This is a genomic window from Streptomyces sp. enrichment culture (assembly GCF_964272855.1).
Lineage (GTDB): Bacteria > Actinomycetota > Actinomycetes > Streptomycetales > Streptomycetaceae > Streptomyces.
The window spans coordinates 6359153-6380140 of the sequence record NZ_OZ186847.1; the positions used below are offsets into that span (position 1 = coordinate 6359153).

19 protein-coding genes and 1 tRNA gene are annotated in these 20988 nt (G+C 71.5%); 12 read left to right on the forward strand and 8 right to left on the reverse strand.

The features are described 5' to 3' along the window. Positions 1-62: 62 nt before the first annotated feature. Positions 63-980 carry a rhomboid family intramembrane serine protease gene (locus tag ACSU6L_RS28115; RefSeq protein ID WP_437061211.1) on the reverse strand — a complete coding sequence of 306 codons (918 nt, stop codon included), beginning with the start codon at positions 978-980 and terminating at the stop codon, positions 63-65. Between the two features lie 162 nt (positions 981-1142). Between ACSU6L_RS28115 and ACSU6L_RS28120 the strand changes: the two genes are divergently transcribed. Further along, positions 1143-1865, forward strand: coding sequence for a vWA domain-containing protein (locus tag ACSU6L_RS28120; RefSeq protein WP_437061213.1), 723 nt, complete (start codon positions 1143-1145; stop codon positions 1863-1865). 4 nt (positions 1866-1869) lie between these two features. On the opposite strand, the gene ACSU6L_RS28125 is transcribed toward ACSU6L_RS28120, so the two are convergent. Continuing rightward, positions 1870-2427, reverse strand: a complete 558-nt coding sequence (locus ACSU6L_RS28125; protein WP_437061215.1) for an aldo/keto reductase — start codon at positions 2425-2427, stop codon at positions 1870-1872. A gap of 60 nt (positions 2428-2487) precedes the next feature. Here ACSU6L_RS28125 and ACSU6L_RS28130 point away from each other — a divergent pair, with 60 nt between their 5' ends. Then, entirely contained in the window at positions 2488-2895 is a 408-nt protein-coding gene (locus tag ACSU6L_RS28130) for a hypothetical protein (protein ID WP_437061217.1), read from the forward strand. On the opposite strand, the gene ACSU6L_RS28135 is transcribed toward ACSU6L_RS28130, so the two are convergent. Further along, on the reverse strand, positions 2892-3788 hold the full coding sequence (locus ACSU6L_RS28135; protein ID WP_437061219.1) for a hypothetical protein: 897 nt from the start codon (positions 3786-3788) through the stop codon (positions 2892-2894). The two genes, ACSU6L_RS28130 and ACSU6L_RS28135, sit on opposite strands and share 4 nt — an antisense overlap. A gap of 200 nt (positions 3789-3988) precedes the next feature. On the opposite strand from ACSU6L_RS28135, the gene ACSU6L_RS28140 reads away from it, so the two are divergent. The 7 genes from ACSU6L_RS28140 (at position 3989) to ACSU6L_RS28170 (ending at position 12225) form a co-directional block, all read left to right on the forward strand. Further along, entirely contained in the window at positions 3989-4753 is a 765-nt protein-coding gene (locus ACSU6L_RS28140) for a S1 family peptidase (protein ID WP_365512348.1), read from the forward strand. 141 nt (positions 4754-4894) lie between these two features. Then, entirely contained in the window at positions 4895-5347 is a 453-nt protein-coding gene (locus ACSU6L_RS28145) for a GNAT family N-acetyltransferase (protein ID WP_437061221.1), read from the forward strand. Between the two features lie 33 nt (positions 5348-5380). Next, positions 5381-5731 (forward strand): chorismate mutase, encoded by a 351-nt coding sequence (locus ACSU6L_RS28150; protein WP_437061223.1) that lies wholly within the window; start codon positions 5381-5383, stop codon positions 5729-5731. 136 nt (positions 5732-5867) lie between these two features. Then, on the forward strand, positions 5868-8354 hold the full coding sequence (gene pepN / locus ACSU6L_RS28155) for an aminopeptidase N (protein ID WP_437061225.1): 2487 nt from the start codon (positions 5868-5870) through the stop codon (positions 8352-8354). Between the two features lie 135 nt (positions 8355-8489). Continuing rightward, entirely contained in the window at positions 8490-9323 is an 834-nt protein-coding gene (locus ACSU6L_RS28160; RefSeq protein WP_437061227.1) for an NmrA family NAD(P)-binding protein, read from the forward strand. Between the two features lie 77 nt (positions 9324-9400). Next, positions 9401-10801 carry a pyridoxal phosphate-dependent decarboxylase family protein gene (locus tag ACSU6L_RS28165; RefSeq protein ID WP_437061229.1) on the forward strand — a complete coding sequence of 467 codons (1401 nt, stop codon included), beginning with the start codon at positions 9401-9403 and terminating at the stop codon, positions 10799-10801. After that, positions 10798-12225 (forward strand): lysine N(6)-hydroxylase/L-ornithine N(5)-oxygenase family protein, encoded by a 1428-nt coding sequence (locus tag ACSU6L_RS28170; protein WP_437061231.1) that lies wholly within the window; start codon positions 10798-10800, stop codon positions 12223-12225. The genes ACSU6L_RS28165 and ACSU6L_RS28170 overlap by 4 nt, the downstream gene beginning before the upstream one ends. 20 nt (positions 12226-12245) lie before the next feature. On the opposite strand, the gene ACSU6L_RS28175 is transcribed toward ACSU6L_RS28170, so the two are convergent. Further along, the gene (locus ACSU6L_RS28175) at positions 12246-14051 is read right to left on the reverse strand and encodes a bifunctional metallophosphatase/5'-nucleotidase (protein ID WP_437061233.1); all 1806 of its coding nucleotides are present in this window, start codon (positions 14049-14051) and stop codon (positions 12246-12248) included. Between the two features lie 179 nt (positions 14052-14230). Here ACSU6L_RS28175 and ACSU6L_RS28180 point away from each other — a divergent pair, with 179 nt between their 5' ends. Further along, positions 14231-14950: an SIMPL domain-containing protein gene (locus ACSU6L_RS28180; RefSeq protein ID WP_437061235.1), complete on the forward strand. Its 720-nt coding sequence runs from the start codon at positions 14231-14233 to the stop codon at positions 14948-14950. Positions 14951-15148: 198 nt separating this feature from the next. Further along, complete coding sequence (gene pyk, locus ACSU6L_RS28185; protein WP_437061237.1) at positions 15149-16585, forward strand: pyruvate kinase; 1437 nt, start codon at positions 15149-15151, stop codon at positions 16583-16585. 81 nt (positions 16586-16666) lie between these two features. On the opposite strand, the gene ACSU6L_RS28190 is transcribed toward pyk, so the two are convergent. Next, a tRNA-Leu gene (locus ACSU6L_RS28190) sits at positions 16667-16739 on the reverse strand. 102 nt (positions 16740-16841) lie between these two features. On the opposite strand from ACSU6L_RS28190, the gene ACSU6L_RS28195 reads away from it, so the two are divergent. Further along, positions 16842-17495 carry an ANTAR domain-containing response regulator gene (locus ACSU6L_RS28195; RefSeq protein ID WP_073942773.1) on the forward strand — a complete coding sequence of 218 codons (654 nt, stop codon included), beginning with the start codon at positions 16842-16844 and terminating at the stop codon, positions 17493-17495. 72 nt (positions 17496-17567) lie between these two features. Here the strand turns inward: ACSU6L_RS28195 and ACSU6L_RS28200 are convergent, their stop codons facing one another. Genes ACSU6L_RS28200 through ACSU6L_RS28210 form a run of 3 tightly spaced genes read right to left on the reverse strand, consistent with a single transcriptional unit; the run spans position 17568 to position 20988 of the window. Then, positions 17568-18284, reverse strand: coding sequence for an ABC transporter ATP-binding protein (locus ACSU6L_RS28200; protein ID WP_073942772.1), 717 nt, complete (start codon positions 18282-18284; stop codon positions 17568-17570). Next, positions 18281-19159, reverse strand: a complete 879-nt coding sequence (locus ACSU6L_RS28205) for an ABC transporter ATP-binding protein (RefSeq protein ID WP_437061240.1) — start codon at positions 19157-19159, stop codon at positions 18281-18283. Before ACSU6L_RS28205 ends, ACSU6L_RS28200 begins: the two co-directional genes overlap by 4 nt. A 5-nt stretch (positions 19160-19164) precedes the next feature. Continuing rightward, complete coding sequence (locus tag ACSU6L_RS28210) at positions 19165-20988, reverse strand: branched-chain amino acid ABC transporter permease (protein WP_437061242.1); 1824 nt, start codon at positions 20986-20988, stop codon at positions 19165-19167.

The following is a 20988-nucleotide window of genomic DNA, read 5'->3' on the forward strand; positions in this document are numbered from 1 at the left end:
CCTGCCCGACAGTCCCCGACCGGACGATGGGCAGGCGCCGCCGCTTTTTGCGCGCGGTGGGTTCAGGACCCCTTCAGCTGGGAGACCTTCGCGTACGCCAGCAGCAGGAGCAGCACCAGCAGCCCCGCGCAGGCCGCGGTCTGCACGAGGGTGCGGCGCGGCCCCCGCGGCACGAAGGCGTACGCCGCCGTCACCGCGCCGCCCGCGAGCAGGCCGCCGAGGTGGCCCTGCCATGAGGTGACGCCCGCCGAGATCAGCAGCCACACCAGCAGCATCGCGGTGTCCCGGTTGACGGTGGCCATGTCCCCGCCGAAGCGCCGGGCCATGACGTAGTAGGCGGCGCCCAGGCCGAAGAGGCCGCCGGAGGCGCCGACGAAGACGGCCGACGGCTCGGCGAGGAGCAGTTCGGCGACCGATCCGCCGAGGATCGCCAGCAGGTAGAGAGCGAGGTAGCGGGCCCGGCCGAGCTGGGTCTCCAGGATCCGCCCGAGGTGCCACAGGGCGAACGTGTTCATCACGATGTGCGCGATCCCGAAGGTGCCCTCGGTGGGCATCAGATGCAGGAACCCGCTGGTGACCAGCCGCTCCCACTCCCCGGCGACCAGGCCTTCCGCGTGGTAGATGCCGAAGTAGGAGCCCTGGTAGACGTAGTGGACGTCGTCCGGTCCCACCAGCCGGGCGCCGAGCATCGCGAACCGGTCCTGGAAGTCCGGGAGCACCAGTTGCAGCAGGTAGGCCAGCACGTTCAGCCCGATCAGGACGTACGTCACCACGGGTGTGCCCGAGATCTTGCCGCCGACGACCGTCCGGGCCTGCCGGACGGACCGGGCGCCCTCCTTGACGCACTCCGGGCACTGGTGGCCGACGGCGGCCTCACGCATGCAGTCCGGGCAGATGTACCGGTCGCAGCGGACACAGCGGACGCGGCACTCCACCTTGGGATGGCGGTAACAGGTCGTGACGGTGGACTCGGGTTCCACGGCCGGCTCCTCTGGGGCTGGGGGACGGACTGAGCCGGTGGGGACGGCGGCGAACAAAATAACGAACGCCGGTGGTGCCAGGGGAAGGTGGGGCCCGTGAGGTCCCGGTTGCCGTACGCTCGGCGGGTCGGGGAGCGGTGATCACAAGGGGGCGGTGGCGCTATGGCGGCGATCAGTCTGAGCAAGGTGCAGGAGACCGCGCCCGCGCTGGTGAACCTGTACAAGAGTGCCGGGGTCTCGCTCGCCAGGCACGGACTGGACGGGCAGCGGGTCGCCGTGTACCTCGTCGTCGACTACTCCGGGTCCATGAAGCCGTACTACAAGGACGGCACCGTGCAGGCGCTCGCCGACCGGGTGCTCGGGCTCTCCGCCCACCTCGACGACGACGGCCGGGTGCCGGTGGTGTTCTTCTCCACGGACGTCGACGCCGTCACCGACATCGCGCTCGACGGCCACCAGGGGCGGATCGAGCGGATCGTGGCCGGGCTCGGCCACATGGGCAAGACCAGCTACCACCTGGCGATGGACGCCGTCATCGACCACTACCTCGACAGCGGCGCCACCGCCCCCGCCCTGGTCGTCTTCCAGACCGACGGCGGCCCGATCAACAAGCTCGCCGCCGAGCGGTTCCTGTGCAAGGCCTCCCGGCTGCCGCTGTTCTGGCAGTTCATCGGCTTCGGCGACCCGGGCAGCCGGCAGTTCGAGTTCCTGCGCAAGCTGGACGAACTGCCGGTGCCCGCCAAGCGGACGGTGGACAACGCCGGGTTCTTCCACGCGGGGGAGGACCCGCGGGCGGTGTCCGACGCGGAGCTGTACGACCGCCTGGTGGGCGAGTTCCCGGCGTGGCTGACGGCCGCCCGGGCCCAGGGGATCGTACGGCCGTAGCCGCTCACGAGATCCGCTCGAACTGCTCCTCGGTGAGGGTGACGCCGGGCGCGCCGGCGTTCTCCGCGAGGTGTTCCGGCGACGACGTGCCGGGGATGGGCACCACGTTCGGCGCGCGGTGCGGCAGCCACGCCAGCGCGGTCTGCGAGCGGCTGGCGCCCAGCTCGTCCGCGACGGCGGCGACCGGGCTCCCGTCCGCCGCGTGCTCGCCCATGGCGATCGGGAAGTACGGCACGAAGGCGATGCCCCGCCTCGCGGTGTGGTCGACCACCGGGTCGTGGCCGCGCTCGGCGAGGTCGTACATGTTCTGCACGGCCGCGATCGGCGCGATCTCGGACGCCGCCTCGATCTGAGCCACCGACACCTCGGACAGACCGATGTGCCGGACCTTGCACTCCTCCTGGAGCTGCCGGAGCGCGCCGATCTGGTCGGCGAGCGGGTAGTCGGGGTCGAGGCGGTCGGTGCCCAGCCGGCGCAGGCTCGGCTCCGCCTGCTGGCGCAGACAGGCCTCACCGTCACCGCCGGTGTCGCCGACCTGAACTCCTCCTCCGCGTCGACACACGGGTCGTACAGCAGGACCCGCAGATCGTACGGGCGCAGCAGCTCCAGCACCCGGCGGCCGATGCGGGACACCCCGACGACGCTGCCGGTAGTGCCGCCCGCGCCGATCACCTCGATGGGGCTCACCCAGGACCGCCGCTCCCGGTACACGCGGGCCGCGTGCAGGACCCGCTTGCCGGAGAAGAGGATCGCGGCGACCGTGAACTCGGCCACCGGCACCGCGTTGGCGTCGGCGGCGGAGGCGACCGTGAGACCGCGCGCCCAGCAGGCGTCGGTGATGTGGTGCTTCACCGAGCCCGCCGCGTCCACCACCGTGCGCAGCCGCGGCATCCGCTCCAGCGCCTGCGCGGTCAGCGGCGGGCAGCCCCAGCCGGTGAACAGCACCTCCGTCTTGGCGAGCGCACCGGCCGCGGGGGGATCGGTGAAGTCCCCCACGACCGGCTTTAGGTCCTCGCCCCACGCGCCCTAGGTGTCGCACTCCAGCACCGTCCTGCACAGCGCGCACCGCGCCCGCATCCGCCCCCGCACCGGCACCCTGATCCGCTGATGGCAGGTCGGGCAGGGGAACGACACCCGCAGCGGGCCCTGCGCGTCGGGCGTGAACGCGTAGGGCGCGCCGGGCGCGGTGACGCCGGTGCGCCGGTCCTGGGCGTGCCGCCGGTCGCGGGCGTAGCGGCGGCGGCCCGCCCAGCCGGCCGCCGTCAGCGGGGGCTGCTCCCCGTCATGGCGGGCCAGGGCCATGCCCCTGGTGTACGCCGTGTACGCCTGCGGGCTGGTGAACCACGTCGACGGGTCCTCCCCGAACACCAGGGACCGTTTGGCGAGTACGTAGCCGAACTCCTCCGGGGTCAGATAGCCGAGCTTCTGGCTGGAGGCCGCGTCCTCCCGGTAGGCGTCCAGCAGCAGCCACCCGGCGCCCAGGTACGTCGTCACCGTGTCCGTCAGGATCTCGTTGTCACGGGTGCCGTTGAACGCCAGGCCCAGACGGTGCAGATAGACGTGCGTCACCTCGTGCGCCAGGGCCGCGCCGATGTCCCGGCGATGGGTGCGGAAGCGGTCGTTCAGCTCCACGAAGTACTCGGGTCCCGCAGCGAGTTCGACGTTCGCCGCGTGGGTCATCTCGCGGAAGCTCACGACGAGCCGGGCGTCCGGCAGCCGGTAGTGCAGCACCAGCTCCCGGGCCACCCGCTGCGCCCCGAGATACAGGTCGTCGGTGTCGCAGAAGGCCACGTCGGCCGGGGCCACGCTGGTCGCGAAGGTCTGGACGGTGTCGTACGACAGGCGCTTGTACAGCGCGGTGACGGCGGCCCGCACCGTCTCCAGATGTGGGTAGCCGTGCTCGACCGGTCCGCCGTTCGCCACGCCGACCCCCAGGACGTCCTGAACCCGTTTCCCACTCTACGAGCAGGGGAGCGGATTTTCGCCCGAGGGGTTCCTTCCGCACGACGTGAGATCCGTCCTTGTCATGAACGGCGTCTGATCACATACTGCGAGCCGCCCAACCCCCCACGAAAGGACATACGTTGACACTTACCTCGACCACCGCCGCCAAGAGAGGCGGCCTGGCGCTGGCGAAGAAGGCCGCCGCGGCCGGTGCCGTAGCCCTCGCGGTCGCCAGCCTCCAGCCGGTCAGCGCGCACGCCGCGGACGCGCGCGTCATCGGCGGGAAGCCCGCCGCGCAGAACGAGTACCCCTTCATGGTCCACCTTTCCATGGGCTGCGGCGGGGCGCTCTACAAGAAGGACATCGTCCTGACCGCCGCCCACTGCATGGACGGCTCCGGCAACAACACCAGCATCACCGTCACCGCCGGTGTCGCCGACCTGAACTCCTCCTCCGCGATCAAGGTCAAGTCGACCAAGGTCAAGGTGGCGCCCGGCTACGACGGCACGGGCAAGGACTGGGCGCTGATCAAGCTCGCCAAGCCGATCGACAAGCCCACGCTGAAGATCGCCACCACCACCCGCTACAACCGCGGCACCTTCACCATCGCGGGCTGGGGCGACACCAAGGAGGGTGCCGGCACCGGCACCACCAAGCTCCAGAAGGCGTCCGTCCCCTTCGTCAGCGACCGGGCCTGCAAGTGGCACTACGGCAACCGCCTGGTGCCCAAGGAGGAACTGTGCGCCGGCTACACCAGCGGCGGCATCGACACCTGCCAGGGTGACTCCGGCGGTCCCATGTTCCGCAAGGACGACGCGGGCAAGTGGATCCAGGTCGGCATCGTCAGCTGGGGCGACGGCTGCGCCCGCACCGGCGTGCCCGGCGTCTACACCGAGGTCAGCACCTTCGCCAAGGACATAGCCAAGGCCGCGTCGGCGCTGTAACCGGCCGACGCGAGACGCACGGCGGAGCCGCCCCCAGGGGGAGACGGCTCCGCCGTTGACGTTCCGGCGCCCGTGCGGATCTCACTCGCACCCGGCGAAAACCGTTCGGCCCCCGCTCCACCCCCTGGCACAATCCGGCACGTGACCGCCGAACAGCAGCACCCCGGCGCCGCCCCGCTCACCCTGCGGACCGGCGGCCAGGACGAAGCCCTGGAAAAGCTCCTCGACGACGAACTCACCGCCTTCAACGGCGCGGCCTGCGGCGCCGGGACCCCGGAGGAGTTCAGCGTCCGGGTCGACGACGCCGCCGGTGAACCGGCGGGCGGCCTCACCGGGTGGACCTGGGGCGGCCTGTGCGCCGTCCACCTGCTGTGGGTGCGCGAGGACGTGCGGGGCGACGGGTGGGGGAGCCGGCTGATGCGGGCCGCCGAGGAGGAGGGCGTGCGGCGCGGCTGCACCGACATGGTCGTCTCGACGTACACCTTCCAGGCCCCGGAGTTCTACCTGAAGCTGGGCTTCCGGGAGACGGGGCGCACCCCCGGCGTTCCCGGCGGCCACGCCGACGTGTCGTTCCACAAGGTGATCGGCACATGAGCGACCGGGACGCCGCCCCGTAGGGTGCCCCTCATGACCACCAGCAACACCGGTACCGGTGACGTCGACCCCGCCGTCCGCGAGGAGCTCGCCCGGCTGCGGGACAGCATCGACAACATCGACGCGGCCGTCGTCCACATGCTCGCCGAGCGCTTCAAGTGCACCCAGCAGGTCGGCCGCCTCAAGGCCGTGCACCAGCTGCCGCCCGCCGACCCCGCGCGCGAGGCGCGCCAGATCGAGCGGCTGCGGGCGCTCGCGGAGAGCGCCAAGCTGGACCCCGCCTTCGCGGAGAAGCTGCTGTCCTTCATCATCGCCGAGGTGATCAGGCACCACGAGCGGATCGCCGAGGACGCGGTGAACGGCCGGACGCCGACCGCCGGCTGACCGCGAACGCCGGTCGGCCCCGGCGCCCGGCCCGGGGCGGGACGCGCCCGCCCCGCACCTCCCTCCGTACCTCCCCCCGTCCGCCTCCCCCCTCCGCCTCTGTCCCGTGCCGATGCCATCAGGCAGCATGTGCTGCATGTCCGTACTCACGCGCGACGAAGCGCAGACCCGTGCCCAGCTCCTCGACGTCCACCGCTACACGATCGGCCTCGATCTGACGACCGGGGACGAGACCTTCGACTCCCTCACCGTCGTCCGGTTCACCACCCGCACGGACGCGGACACCTTCGTCGAGCTCAAGCCCGCCGAGCTGCGCTCCGTCACCCTCGACGGACAGCCCCTCGACCCCGAGACCCTGGTCGAGAACCGCCTGCCGCTGAAGAACCTCACGGCCGGCGAGCACGAGCTGCGCGTCGACGCGGCGATGCGCTACTCCCGCACCGGCGAGGGCATGCACCGCTTCACCGACCCCACCGACGGCGAGACGTACGTCTACACCCAGCTCTTCATGGAAGACGTCCAGCGCGTCTTCGCCGCCTTCGACCAGCCCGACCTCAAGTCCGTCTTCGAGCTGTCGGTGAAGGCCCCCGACGGCTGGACCGTCCTCGCCAACGGTGTCACCGAGCACACCGACGGCGTGTGGAAGGCCGCGCCGACCCCGCTGATCTCCACCTACCTCGTCGCCGTCGCAGCCGGCCCCTGGCACTCGGTGCGCACCGAGCACCGCGGCCTGCCCTTCGGCATCCACTGCCGCCGCTCCCTCGCCCCCTACCTGGACGCGGACGCCGAGGAGATCCTCGAGATCACCCAGCAGTGCTACGACCGCTACCACGAGAAGTTCGAGGAGCCGTACCCCTTCGACTCCTACGACCAGGCGTTCGTCCCCGAGTTCAACGCCGGCGCGATGGAGAACCCCGGACTGGTCACCTTCCGCGACGAGTTCGTCTACCGCTCCGCCGTCACCGACACCGAGCGGCAGACCCGCGCGATGGTCATCGCCCACGAGATGGCCCACATGTGGTTCGGCGACCTCGTCACCCTCAAGTGGTGGGACGACATCTGGCTGAACGAGTCCTTCGCCGAGTACATGGGCTACCAGACCCTCACCGAGGCCACCCGCTTCACCGACACCTGGACCGACTTCGGCGTCGTCCGCAAGGCCTGGGGCTACGACGCCGACCAGCGCCCCTCCACCCACCCCGTCGCCCCCGAGGCCGTCGAGGACACCGCCGCCGCACTGCTCAACTTCGACGGCATCTCCTACGCCAAGGGCGCCTCCGCGCTGCGCCAGCTGGTCACCTGGCTCGGCGAGAAGGACTTCCTCGCCGGCATCAACGCCCACTTCGCCCGGCACCGGTTCGGCAACGCCACCCTCGCCGACTTCATCGACTCCCTCGCCTCCGCCACCGAGCGCGACGTGCACGCCTGGGCGGACGCCTGGCTGCGCACCACCGGCGTCGACACCCTCACCCCGCGCGTCACCGCCGGCGCCGACGGCACCTGCGCCCTGACCGTCGACCACGCGGGCAGCCGCCCGCACCGCATCGCCGTCGGCCTGTACGACCTGGACGTCGCCGACGAGGGCCGCCTCACCCTGCGCGAACGCCTCGAACTCGACGTGCCGCAGACCGCCGCGCAGCCCATCGGCAAGCGGCCCACCCTGCTGCTTCCCAACGACGGCGACCTCACCTACGCCAAGGTCCGCTTCGACGCGGAGTCCTTCGAAGCGGTCCGCACCGGCCTGTCCGGACTGCCCGAGCCGCTCAGCCGCGCGGTGGTGTGGAACGCGCTCCGGGACGCCGTCCGCGACGGTGAACTCCCGGCCTACGCCTATCTGGAGACCGCCCGCGCCCACCTCCCGCACGAGACCGACCTCGCCCTCGTCCAGGGCGTCCTCGGCTTCGCGACCGGCCAGGTCGCCGACCGCTACCTGGCCCCCGAGGCCCGCCCGGCGGCCCTCGCCACCGTCGCCGGCCTCTGCCGGGACCTGCTGCGCCGCACCGAGGACGGCGACCACCCCGGCCTGCGACTGATCGCCGTACGCCACTTCATCGACGTCGCCGCCCACCCGGAGACCATCGCCGCGTGGCTCGCCGACGGCACCGTGCCCGGCGGCCCCGAGCTCGACCCGGAGCTGCGCTGGCGCATCCTCGGCCGGCTCGCCGTCCTCGGCGCCACCGACGAGGCCGCCATCGCCGCCGAACTGGACCGCGACCCGAGCGCCACCGGCCAGGAGGGCGCCGCCCGCTGCCGCGCCGCCCTGCCCGACCCGGAGGCCAAGGAACGCGCCTGGGAGGCGATGTTCGCCCGCGACGACCTGTCCAACTACCTGTTCACGGCCACCGCTCGCGGCTTCTGGCAGCCCGAACAGGCCGAGCTGGTACGCCCGTACGTGGCGCGCTTCTACGACGACGCGCTCGCCGTCGCCGCCCGGCGCGGCCCCGCCATCGCCGACGCCGCCGGCCGCTGGGCGTTCCCCGCGCACGCCGTCGACGCCGAGAACCTGACCCTCGGCGAGCGGTGCCTGAGCGACGGCGACCCCATCCCCGCGCTGCGCCGCAAGCTCGTCGACCAGCTCGACGACCTGGCGCGCGCGCTGCGGGTCCGGGAGGCCGCGTCCTAGGGACGCGCTCCCGGAGCCCTAGGGCTCTCGGCGTAGGGCGCGGCTCCTCCCATCGGCCGACGCGGGCGGCTGATCGGTCTTCCTAGGCTCGACCGGGCCAAGACCGATCAGCCCAGCGCCCCCAGGAGGCAAACCGTGATCGTGGTGACCGGAGCCACCGGCAACGTCGGCCGTGCCCTCGTCGGCCGTCTCATCGCCCGCGAGCACCCGGTCCGGGCACTGACCCGGGACCCGGCGCGCGCCGCGCTGCCCGAGGGAGCCGAGGTGGCGCGGCTGGACCTCGACGACCCCGCGCCGCTGTTCGCCGGTGCCTCCAGGCTGTTCCTGTACGCCCAGGGTGCCGGGGACCGCACCGGCGCCTTCCTCGCCGCCGCGCGCGAGGCAGGCGTGCGGCACGTGGTGATGCTCTCCTCCGGGATCATCCAGGACGGCGCCGACGAGACCCACCCGATCCACGTCATGCACGCCACCGTCGAACGCCAGGTCCGCGACAGCGGTCTGGAGTGGACGTTCCTGCGCCCCAACGCCTTCGCCACCAACGCCTTCCAGTGGCTCCCGCAGATCCGCTCCGGCGACACCGTGCGCGGCGTCTTCGCCGACGCGCCCGCCGCGCCGATCCACGAGGACGACATCGCCGCCGTCGCCGAACGCGCCCTCCTCGACGACGGCCACGAGGGCGCCGTGCACCGGCTCACCGGGCCGGAGGCGGTCACCCACGCCGGTCAGGTCGCGGTGATCGGCCGGGCGATCGGCCGGGACCTTCGCTTCGTCGAGGTCCCGCCGCACGAGGCGGGCCCCGACCTCTTCCCGCACGTCCCGGAGGGCATGCTGGGCGTCCTGCTGAAGACGATGGGGGACATGGTCGGCACCGAACCCGAGATCACCCGGACCGTGGAGAAGGTCACCGGTGCCCCGGCCCGCACCTTCACCGAGTGGGCCGAGGACCACGCGGCGGACTTCCGGCGCTGAAGCCGGCGGTACCCCCTTTCGGGTACTGATTCCACGCTTCCCGGGCGCGTGGCCACAGCCGTGTACAAGCTGACCGCATGCACATGCCGCCTCTCGCCTCGGGCCCCCAAGGCCCCGGCGCGCTGCGGCCGTTGCTCGACACGGTCCTCGACGCGCTGGCGGCCGGCGGCCGGGCGCGAGGCGGCCCGCTCCCGAGGGGCGGCCCCGGCACGGTCGCCGCGCGGATGCGGGCGGCGGTGGGGGAGCTGCTCCCCGACGAAGGCGACCCGGACGCCCTGCGCCTGCTCGTGCACGCCCTCGCGGCGGGCGCCGCCGACCCCGCCGACCCGCTCTGCGCCGCCCACCTGCACTGCCCGCCCCTCGCCGTCGCCACCGCCGCCGACCTCGCCGCGAGCGTCCTGAACCCGTCCCTGGACTCCTGGGACCAGGCCCCCTCCGCCTCCGCCCTGGAGGCGCTGGTGACGGCGACGCTCGCGGCGGAGGTGTACGGCCGCACGGACGCCCCCGGACGGCAGACGGACGAGCCGCCCACCCCCGACTGCCTCGTCACCACCGGCGGCACCGAGTCCAACCACCTCGCTCTCCTCCTCGCCCGCGAGGCCCTGGGCGGCGGCGTACGCCTGGTCCTCGGGGCCAACGCGCACCACTCGCTCACCCGCGCCGCGTGGCTGCTCGGCCTGCCCGGCCCCGTCGTCGTCCCCGCACCCGCCGGCACCCTCGACCCGGCCGCCCTCGACGACGCCCTCACGGCCCTGCGCGGCCCGCTGCTCGTCGCCGCCACCGCCGGCACCACCGACGCCGGGATCATCGACCCGCTCCCGGAGATCGCCGCCCGCTGCCGGGCCCACGGCGCGCGGCTGCACATCGACGCCGCCTACGGGGGCGGCCTGCTGTTCAGCGACCGGTACCGGGCCCTCGTCGACGGACTCGACGCCGCCGACACGGTCACCCTCGACCTGCACAAACTCGGCTGGCAGCCGGTCGCCGCCGGACTCCTCGCGGTGCGCGACGCCCGCGACGTCGCCGCCCTGCACCAACGCGCCGACTACCTCAACGCCGACGACGACACCGAGGCCGGGCTGCCCGACCTGCTCGGCCGCTCCCTGCGCACCACCCGCCGCCCCGACGCCCTCAAGATCGCCGTCACCCTCAAGGCCCTCGGCCGCGCCGGGCTCGGCGCCCTCGTCGACCAGGTCTGCGACCGCGCCCGCGAGCTGGCCGGCCTGATCGCCGCGCGCCCCGCCCTCGAACTGTACGACCGGCCCACGATCAGCACGGTCCTGTTCCGGCCCGCACGGGCCGCCGACGACGCCGCGGCCGCCGTACGCCGCACCCTCCTCGCCGACGGCCGCGCCGTCCTCGGCCGGGCCCGCCTCGACGGCCGGCTCTGGCTGAAGGCCACCCTGCTCGACCCGCACGCCCGGCCCGACGACCTGGCCGCGCTCCTGGAACTGGTGGAAGGACACACCCCCCGATGACCCCGGCCCCCGCCCCCCGAGTCCCCCGGACCGAACCCGAAGCACCCCGCGACCTGGTCGGCGTGGGCATCGGACCGTTCAACCTCTCCCTCGCCGCCCTCGCCCACCCGCTCACCGAACTCGACGCCGTCTTCTACGACCAGCGCCCCGCCTTCGACTGGCACCCCGGCCTGCTCCTCGACGACGCCACCATCCAGGTGCCGTTCCTCGCCGACCTGGTGACCCTCGCCGACCCGGCCAGCCCCTGGTCGTTCCTCAGCTACCTCAAGAGCCGCGACCGGCTCTTCCCCTTCTACTTCGCCGAGCGCTTCCACATCCGGCGCGCCGAGTACGACGCCTACTGCCGCTGGGTGTCGCAGAGCGTGCCGGGACTGCGCTTCGGCCACCAGGTCGACGCCGTCCGCTGGAACCCGGAACGCGATGTCTTCGAGGTCGACTTCACGCAGCTCGACGCCGACGGGGAGGCGGAGGCCCTGGGCCGGACGTACTCCCGCAACGTCGTCCTCGGCATCGGCAGCGAGCCGTACGTCCCCGACCCGCTGCGCCCCCTCGTCGACGCGTCCGGCGTGCCCGTCGTGCACGCCGCCGACTACCTCGCCCACCGCGACGCCCTGCTCGCCGCCGGGCACGTCACCGTCGTCGGTGCCGGGCAGTCCGGCGCCGAGATCTTCCTCGACCTGCTGCGCGGCCGCCCGGCCGGCCGGGAGAGGCTGCACTGGCTCGGCCGTACCGAGGCGTTCGCGCCCATGGAGTACTCCAAGCTCGGCCTGGAGCACTTCACCCCCGACTACGCCCGCTACTTCCACGCCCTCGCCGAACCGGTACGCGACGGACTCGTCGCCGCCCAGTGGCAGCTCCACAAGGGCATCGACGCCGGAACCATCGCCGCCGTCCACGACGAGCTGTACGGCCGCACCCTGCACGGCGGCTGGCCCGACGCCGTCCTCACCCCCGGCGTCCGGGTGCGCACCGCCGGCCGGATCGCCACCACCAGGATCGAACTGCACCTGGAGCACCTCCAGCAGGGCACCCGCTCCCGGCTCACCACCGACGCCGTCGTCCTCGCCACCGGCTACCGCGAGCGCCCGCTCGGCCGCATTCTCGCCGGTCTCGACCCCTACCTGCGCCGCGACAGCCGCGAGCGCCCGCGCGTGGACGACGAGTTCCGGCTGGTCCTGGACCCGTCCGTGACCGGCTCGGTGTACGTGCAGAACGCCGGACCGCACTCCCACGGCGTCGGCACCCCCGACCTCGGCCTCGCCGCCTGGCGCAGCGCGAGCATCCTGAACTCCCTCACCGGCAAGGAGCCCTACCCGCTGCCCGACCGCACCGCGTTCACCACGTTCGGCCTGGAACAGGGACGGCCCCGGATCCCGTCCGCCCAGCACCCGAAGGCGCTGACTCCGCTGGCGGACGGGATCTGAGGCCGTTCTCCGAGCCGGGCCTAGAAGACCGGCGTGCCGTTCCGCGTCAGCTTCCAGTCCACCGACGCGAAGTCCTTCGGGTCCAGCACGCCCTTGGCCGTCACCCACTCGGCGATCCGGGTGCGGATCTCCGTCGACTCCGCCCACAGCTCCGGCGCCGAGGCGACGTGCGGGAACGCGCCGCCGCCGTTGGCCCGGTAGTTGTTCACCGCGAGCACGAACCGCGCCGCGTCGTCCAGCGGGGCACCGCCGTACGTGAGGTTCTTGATCCGGGAACCGGCCGGCTGGGCGATGTCGATGTCGTACGACAGGCCGGAGACGTAGTCGTAGTTGTAGTCGGGGCGGCCGTTCGCGTTGGTCAGCTTGTCCACGTCGACCGGCGCGCCGGCCGCCGTCTGCACGAAGTACTCCGCCGAGTACTCCAGGTACGCCCGCAGCTGCGCACCCGTCATCAGCTTGGCGACCAGCGTGTTGTCGTACACGTACAGGCTGGACAGGTCCCGGATCGTCACGTCGCCGGCCGGGATCTCACTGGTCCGCGAGAACGGCGAGGCCTGCGCCAGCACCGGCAGCGAGGCGTGCTCGGTGCCCGCCAGGGCCGCCTTCACCACGTCCTCCTGGACCTTGGTGATCAGATCGATGATCGGGGCGTCCTTGTACCGGGCGTCAACCGTCGTCAGGGTGTCGGTGGCGGTGCCGACGACCTGGTTGACGTACGCCACCACCTTGGCGTGCTCGTCGTCGAGCAGCTTGCCGATGTACGGGTGGTCCTCGACGGTGTTGGAGTTGCGCAGCGACGCCTTCACCGACTCGACGTGCCAGCGGCCCTTGCGGAAGGCCAGCTCGAAGTCGAACAGGGTCAGCCGCTCGGCGTAGCACAGGGGTTCGGACAGGACGACGGTCCGGCCGGTCTTCTCGTTGGTGACCAGCAGCTCCTCGATCTCCACATGGGCGTGGCCGACCAGGATCGCGTCGATCCCGGGCACCTGCTTCGCCACGTTCGCGGCGGCGTTCTCCACGTGGGGCAGCTGGTCGCCGTAGGAGGACGTGCCGGAGGAACCGCTGTGCGCCGACACCACGACCACGTCCGCGCCCATCGAACGCAGCTTCGGCACCCACTTCGCGGCCTGCTCCTCCAGACCCGGGAACGCCAGCTTCCCCTGCACGTACGCCTTGTCCCAGATCGCGATGCCCGGGTTGGTCAGGCCGAGCACGGCGACCTTGACCGGCGGCAGGCCCGGCACCTTGAACTTCTTCATGAAGTACGGCGGGAAGGCGGGCTTCAGCGTCTTCGCGTCCACCGCGTTCGCGCCGAGCAGCGGGAAGTCGCACTGCTCCTCGAACCTGCGCAGGGTCTCGATGCCGTAGTTGAACTCGTGGTTGCCGAGCGCCACCGCGTCATAGCCGATGGCGTTCATCGCCTGCGCCATCGGGTGCACCGGGCCGCCCTCGGCGGTGATCGGGTCGACCTTCGCGTAGTAGTACGTCAGGGGGGTGCCCTGGATCGTGTCACCGGCGTCCAGCAGCAGGGTGTTGCGGCGGCCCTTCTCCTCGCGGACCTGCTCCACCAGCGTGGCGATCCGCGCCAGGCCCTTCGCGTTGCCCTTGGCGTCGGTGTACTCCGCGTCCTTGAAGTAGTCCCAGTTGAAGATGTTGCCGTGCAGGTCGGTGGTGCCCATCACGGTGAACGAGTACCGCTTGGCCGGCGTCGCGCCCTTCTCCGTCTCCGCGGCCTGCGCCGACGGCGCCGCCGCCGCACCGGCCAGTGCCACCCCGGCTCCGGTCACGGCGGACTTCTTCAGGAACTTCCGGCGGTTCAACGGCATGTCGTGCTCTCCTCGGTGCCACGGTCGATGACGCGCGTAGACGAAACGCGCGTAGATTCTGACCCGGACATGCCCGGCGGCAACAGGTCCGCGAGGTTTCGATCTGGTGACCTCACCGGTGAAACCCCGGTGCGCCGCCGGGGGCTTGGACCCCGCGCACGAGTGACAGAGTGGGTCCCATGACCAGCCCCGCCGCAGCCGAAGACCAGCCCGCCGTCCCCTACGGCACCCCCGACGCCCCGCGTATCGCCGTCCGCGGCGAGGCGCGCCTCGAAGTCGACCCGGAGATCGCCCGGCTCGGCATCACCGTCAGCGCCCGAGGCCGCGACCGGCGCGCCGCCCTGGACGACCTCACCCGCCGCAACGCCACGGTCCTGGAGTTCGTGAAGTCCTACGGTGACGCGGTGGAACGGCTGGAGACCGGCGCCTTCTCCATCACCCCCGAACTCACCAAGCACGGCCGCGGCGAACGCGTCCGCACCTACCACGGCGGCGTCCGCGTCACCGCCGAACTGTCCGACTTCACGGCGCTCGGCGAACTCACCACCCGCCTGGCCGACCTCGACCTCACCCGGGTCGACGGCCCCTGGTGGGCGCTGCGCCGCGACTCACCCGCCTACCGCGACGCCCGCCGGCAGGCGGTCCGGGAGGCGGTGCAGCGTGCCCGCGAGTACGCCGACGCGCTGGGCACCACCCTCGCGGCCCTGGTCGAACTCGCCGACATCGGCGCGGAGGGGCCGGCGGCGTCCTTCCCGCAGGCTCCCGGCCGGGCGCGGGCCGCGGCCCTCGCCGGCCCCGCGGAGCCCGGCGCGGCACCGCCGCTCGACCTGGAACCGCAGCGGCAGCACGTGTTCGCCGCGGTCAACGCCCGCTTCACGATGGCGCCGCCCCGGCTGTGAGGAGAATGCCGGGCCGACCCGAAAGTCGAATAAGCGGTCGATCCTGGAAAGGGAGTACCGGCAAATGGGTTGCTCGAAATGCTCATCAGAGCGGCCCACCGCACAATTCAACGCTTGTCAACGCCCCTTCACGCAAAGGTTGTTGAGTAGTCATGCCCGGCCAATTGTCTACCCGCCGGTAAGTCATAGGCTCGAAACATGCGCCGAGCAAAGATCGTTTGTACCCTTGGGCCCGCCACCGACTCGTACGACCAGATCAAGGCCCTGGTCGACGCCGGAATGGACGTCGCCCGCTTCAACCTCAGCCACGGCGGCCACGCCGAACACGAGGAGCGCTACCACCGGGTGCGCAAGGCCGCCGACGAGACGGGCCGCAGCGTCGGGATCCTCGCCGACCTTCAAGGCCCGAAGATCCGGCTCGGCCGTTTCACCGAAGGCCCTGTACTCCTCGAACGCGGCGACACCTTCACCATCACCGTCGAGGACGGCGCCGAGGGCGACCGGCACTCCTGCGGCACCACCTACAAGGGACTCGCCGCCGACGTCACCCCCGGCGAACGCGTCCTCGTCGACGACGGCAAGGTCACCCTGGAGGTCACCGAGGTCGACGGCCCCCGCGTCCGCACCACCGTCGTCGAGGGAGGCATGGTCTCCGACCACAAGGGCCTCAACCTCCCCGGTGTCGCCGTCTCCGTGCCCGCCCTGTCCGAGAAGGACGAGGCGGACCTGCGCTGGGCCCTGCGCAACGGCTTCGACATCATCGCCCTGTCCTTCGTCCGCAGCGGCCGGGACGTCGAGGACGTCCACCGCATCATGGACGAGGAGGGCCGCCGCCTCCCGGTCATCGCCAAGATCGAGAAGCCGCAGGCGGTCGAGAACATCGAGGACATCGTCGCCGCCTTCGACGGCATCATGGTCGCGCGAGGGGACCTGGGCGTCGAGATGCCGCTGGAGCAGGTCCCGATCGTGCAGAAGCGCGCGATCAAGCTGGCCAAGCGCAACGCCAAGCCGGTCATCGTCGCCACCCAGATGCTGGACTCGATGATCGAGAACTCGCGGCCGACCCGTGCCGAGGCCAGCGACGTGGCCAACGCGGTGATCGACGGCACGGACGCGGTGATGCTGTCCGGCGAGACGAGCGTCGGCAAGTACCCGGTGGAGACGGTCCGCACGATGGCGAAGATCGTCGAGGCCGCCGAGGAGGACCTGCTCGCCAAGGGCCTGTCGCCGCTGACCGAGCGCAACAAGCCCCGCACCCAGGGCGGAGCCGTCGCCCGCGCCGCCGCCGAGATGGGCGACTTCCTCGGCGCGAAGTTCCTGGTCGCCTTCACCCAGTCCGGCGACACCGTCCGCCGCCTCTCCCGCTACCGCTCCCCGATCCCGCTCCTCGCCTTCACCCCGGACCCGGCCACCCGCTCCCAGCTCAGCATGTCGTGGGGCGTGGAGACCTTCCTCGGCCCGCACGTCGGATCGACGGACGCCATGGTCGCCCAGGTGGACGAACTCCTCACCGAATACGGCCGCTGCCAGAAGGGCGACACGGTCGTCATCACCGCCGGCTCCCCGCCCGGTGTCTCCGGCACGACCAATCTGGTTCACGTCCACCACATCGGAGAGGACCGCGGTACCCGATAAGCCGTGGACAACGAGAAAAAGCGGATGTTCACGTGAGTGTGGACATCCGCTTTTGGCGTGACCTTGGAGATTAAGGAAAAGTACCCCGGGTCGGATTCGAACCGACGCTGGATGGTGTTTGAGACCATTGCCTCTACCGCTGGGCTACCGGGGCCCCCTTCAAAAAGAAGGTTGGCGGCTACCCGCCGTGTCCCCACCTTACCGCAGCTAGGTAGGCTCTTGTCAGCAGTACCCCTGCCCTGAACAAGGAGCCCCCGTGACCGCCGAGTCGCCCCAGCCCGTAGACGCGCCCGACGACGACAAGTCGCACGTGCCTCCGCTGACGACCCGAGTCGTCATCGCCGAGGACGAGGCCCTGATCCGGCTCGACCTCAAAGAGATGCTGGAGGAAGAGGGCTACACGGTCGTCGGCGAGGCCGGCGACGGCGAGCAGGCCGTGGAGCTGGCCCGCGAGCACCGGCCCGACCTGGTGATCCTCGATGTGAAGATGCCGAAGCTCGACGGCATCTCCGCGGCCGAGAAGATCACCGAGGAGTCCATCGCCCCGGTGCTGATGCTCACCGCCTTCTCCCAGCGCGACCTGGTCGAGCGGGCCCGGGACGCCGGTGCGATGGCGTACCTGGTGAAGCCGTTCAGCAAGAGCGACGTCGTACCGGCGATCGAGATGGCCGTCTCCCGGTACACGCAGCTCAAGGAGCTGGAGAAGGAGGTCGCCGACCTCACCCAGCGACTGGAGACGCGCAAGCTCGTCGACCGGGCGAAGTCCATCCTGCAGACGGAGTACGGCCTGACCGAGCCGGCCGCGTTCCGCTGGATCCAGAAGACCTCCATGGACCGCCGGATGTCCATGCAGCAGGTCGCCGAGGCCGTCATCCAGGACGCCGAGGAGAAGAAGGCCGCCAAGGGCTGACGCCCGGCACCGCACCGGCATGAGTGAGGCCCGCGCCCCCGAGGGGGACGCGGGCCTCACCCGTAGGGGCGATCAGTCCTCGCCGAGGTACGCCTTCCGTACCGACTCGTCGTGCAGCAGGTCCTGGCCCGTGCCCGACAGGACGATCTTGCCGACCTCCATGACATGGCCGTGGTCGGCCAGCGAGAGCGCGGCCTGGGCGTTCTGCTCGATGAGCAGGATGGTGGTGCCCTGGGACTTCAGCTCCTGGATGGTCGCCATGATCTTCTGCATCATGATCGGCGACAGACCCATGGAGGGCTCGTCGAGCATCAGCAGCTTGGGCCGGGACATCAGCGCCCTGCCCATGGCGAGCATCTGCTGCTCACCGCCCGAGAGGGTGCCCGCGGCCTGCTTCCGGCGCTCCCCGAGGATGGGGAACAGGTCGTAGGCGCGCTGGATGTCCTTCTCGATGCCCTCCTTGTCGCTGCGCAGGAAGGCGCCGAGACGGAGGTTGTCCTCGATGGTCATCCGGGGGAAGATGTGCCGCCCCTCGGGGGAGTGGGCGAGGCCCAGCGAGACGACCTTGTGGGCGGGGACCTTCTTCAGCGACTTGCCGTCGAAGCGGATCTCGCCGGACACCGGCGTGAGCAGCCCGGACAGCGTGCGCAGCGTGGTGGTCTTGCCCGCGCCGTTGGTGCCGATGAGGGTGACGACCTCGCCCGCGTTCACCTTGAACGAGATGCCTTTGACGGCCTCGATCTTGCCGTAGGCGACCCTGAGGTCCTCGACCTCCAGCAGTGCGGTCACTTGTCGTCTCCCTCTGTGGTGCTGTGCGCCTCGGCCTCGGCCTCCGCGGCCGCGACCTCGGCGGCCTCCTCCTTGCCCGGCGCGCCCTCGAAGGGCGTACCGAGGTAGGCGGCGATGACGCGCTCGTCGGCCTGGACGACCTCGGCGGGGCCCTCGACGATCTTCTCGCCCTGGACGAGCACGGCGACCCGGTCGCAGAGGTTCATGATGAACCGGATGTCGTGCTCGATGACGAGGACGGCGATGCCCTTGTCCCGGATCGCGAAGATCAGCTCCTCCGCGGCCCGGGTCTCCTGCGGGTTCATACCGGCGGTCGGCTCGTCGAGAAGGAGCAGACCCGGCTCGCTCGCCAGCGCCCGGGCGATCTCCAGCTTGCGCTGCTCGCCGTAGGGCAGGTTGCGGGCGAGGTGGTCGGCCTTGGCGGCGAGACCGGTGAACTCCAGGAGTTCCATGGCGCGTTCCCGGGACTCCTGCTCGGCCTTCTTGAAGCCGGGCAGGCGCAGCAGGGCCGACCAGAGGCCTTCCCTGGTGCGGGTGTGCCGTCCGACCAGCACGTTCTCCAGAACGGTCATGTTGGCGAAGAGCCGGATGTTCTGGAACGTACGGGCGATGCCGGCCTGGGTGACCAGGTGCGGCTTGGGCGGCAGGACGGTGCCCTTGTAGGAGACCTTGCCCTCGGTCGGCACGTACAGGCCGGTGAGGCAGTTGAAGAAGGTCGTCTTCCCGGCGCCGTTGGGGCCGATGAGGCCGACGATCTCCCCGGTGTTCACGGTGAGGTCGACGCCGCGGACGGCGGTGAGGCCGCCGAAGCGCATCGTGACGCCGCTGGCGTCGAGCACCGTGGTGCTGGTGGGTGCGGTCGTGGTGGTGGTCATGGCGGTCACGCCCCTGCCTTGGCGACGCCGGTCGCGCCCTCGGGCAGCGACTTGTCCTCCGGTACGTCGAGCTGTCCGGTCTCGTGGAATTCGAGCTGCTTCCTGCGGTCGGCGACCAGGCCCTCGGGGCGGAAGCGCATCAGGAGCATCAGCGCGATGCCGAAGAGGAGCAGCTGGTACTCCGCCATGAACTGGAGCTTGGCCGGGATCAGGTAGAGCAGCGCGGCACCGATGAGCGGGCCGCTGATGGTGCCCATGCCGCCGAGGATGACGGCGGCGAGCAGGAAGGCCGAGTTCGGCGGCACGGAACCGGCGAACTGGTACTGCTCGGGGGTGACGCTGTACGACACGTGTGCCTGGACGGTGCCGGCCAGACCGGCGAGGCAGGCGCCGAGCGCGAAGGCGAGCAGCTTCAGGCGGAAGCCGTTGATGCCCATGGCGGTGGCGGCGGTCTCGTCCTCGCGGATGGCGACCCAGGCACGGCCGATGCGGGACTCCGCGGAGCGGCGGAAGACCAGCACGACGATCGCCGTGAACAGCAGCATCAGCAGGTAGTAGTTGCCGGAGCGGGTCAGCTCGTGGCCGAGGACGTTGTGCGGGATCCCGAGGTTGAACCCGAAGACCTCCAGGTCGGGGATGTTCGGGATGCCGTTGGAGCCGTTGGTGACGTCCGGGCCGCTGTTGCCGTTCAGGTTGTTCATGGTGATGCGGAAGATCTCACCGAAACCGAGCGTCACGATGGCGAGGTAGTCGCCGCGCAGCCGCAGGGTCGGGGCGCCGATCACCACGCCGAAGATCAGCGAGGCGAGGGCACCGGTGAGGACGGCCGCCCAGAACGGGAAGTGCACGCCGATCGTCGACTGCGGGGAGCCGGAGACCAGGGCGGCGGCGTAGGCGCCGACGCCGAGGAAGGCGACGTAACCGAGGTCGAGGAGGCCGGCGAGGCCGACGACCACGTTCAGGCCCAGGGCGACCGTGGCGAAGATCAGGATGTTCGCACCGATCAGCGCGAACTGGTCGTTCGACTGGGTGAACGGGAAGCAGATCGCCGCGACGAACGCCGCCGCCATGGTGACGTTGCGGTGCTTGGCGGTCAGCGCGGAGAGCCGCTTGAGCAGGCCCGCGCGGGTGACGGCCGTGAAACCGAACGCGGCGACGATCAGGAAGCCGATGAACAGCTCGGAGTACTCGGTGCCGATGCCGTACGCGAAGACGTACAGGCCGACGCCGAAGCCGGCGGCGATGACCAGGATCTCCGCCCAGGAGGGCAGCTGCTTGGCGCGGGCGGGCTCGGGGGCGGTGAACGCGTGGCGGACGCGGCCCCACAGGCTCGGGGCCGGGTCGCCGGCGTCGTGGGGCTGGTCGGCCGGGAGGCCGAGGGCGCCGACGAGGGCGAGCAGGGCACCGGCGCCGGAGACCCAGGCACCGGGCTCCAGGTTGACCAGGCCGCCGAGTTCGTAGCTGATCGCGCCGAGGGCGTAGCCGGTGGTGCCGAGGACACCGAGGGCGCTCAGCAGCACGGGGCTGTTGGTGCCGCCGGGGGTGAGCCAGCGAAGGCCCCGGACGCCGTAGCCGGAGACGGCGAACAGCAGCGTCAGCAGTGCTCCCACGAGCGTGAGCACCTGCAGGCCGCCGGGGTAGCCCGTCACCGTGAGGTTGCCGGGGAACTCCTCGGTCCAGGTCCAGGCGAGGAAGGTGCCGACGAAGGCGACGGCGGAGCCCGCGACGGCGATCGCGCGGGCCGCGGCGGGCGGCAGCGGGACGATCGGGGTGGCCGGGGCGGTGGCCACGTTGGTGGTGGCGTCGGTCTTGGTGGTGTTCGTGGTCAT

Excerpts from the sequence above, each read along its gene's own strand:
- ACSU6L_RS28150 (WP_437061223.1), top strand. The coding sequence starts at position 5,381 with ATGACCACCAGCAACACCGGTACCGGTGACGTCGACCCCGCCGTCCGC.
- ACSU6L_RS28130 (WP_437061217.1), top strand. The coding sequence starts at position 2,488 with ATGCGGGACACCCCGACGACGCTGCCGGTAGTGCCGCCCGCGCCGATC.
- ACSU6L_RS28210 (WP_437061242.1), bottom strand. The coding sequence starts at position 20,988 with ATGACCACGAACACCACCAAGACCGACGCCACCACCAACGTGGCCACC.
- ACSU6L_RS28175 (WP_437061233.1), bottom strand. The coding sequence starts at position 14,051 with ATGCCGTTGAACCGCCGGAAGTTCCTGAAGAAGTCCGCCGTGACCGGA.
- ACSU6L_RS28165 (WP_437061229.1), top strand. The coding sequence starts at position 9,401 with ATGCACATGCCGCCTCTCGCCTCGGGCCCCCAAGGCCCCGGCGCGCTG.
- ACSU6L_RS28180 (WP_437061235.1), top strand. The coding sequence starts at position 14,231 with ATGACCAGCCCCGCCGCAGCCGAAGACCAGCCCGCCGTCCCCTACGGC.
- ACSU6L_RS28170 (WP_437061231.1), top strand. The coding sequence starts at position 10,798 with ATGACCCCGGCCCCCGCCCCCCGAGTCCCCCGGACCGAACCCGAAGCA.
- ACSU6L_RS28120 (WP_437061213.1), top strand. The coding sequence starts at position 1,143 with ATGGCGGCGATCAGTCTGAGCAAGGTGCAGGAGACCGCGCCCGCGCTG.
- ACSU6L_RS28205 (WP_437061240.1), bottom strand. The coding sequence starts at position 19,159 with ATGACCACCACCACGACCGCACCCACCAGCACCACGGTGCTCGACGCC.
- pepN (WP_437061225.1), top strand. The coding sequence starts at position 5,868 with ATGTCCGTACTCACGCGCGACGAAGCGCAGACCCGTGCCCAGCTCCTC.
- pyk (WP_437061237.1), top strand. The coding sequence starts at position 15,149 with ATGCGCCGAGCAAAGATCGTTTGTACCCTTGGGCCCGCCACCGACTCG.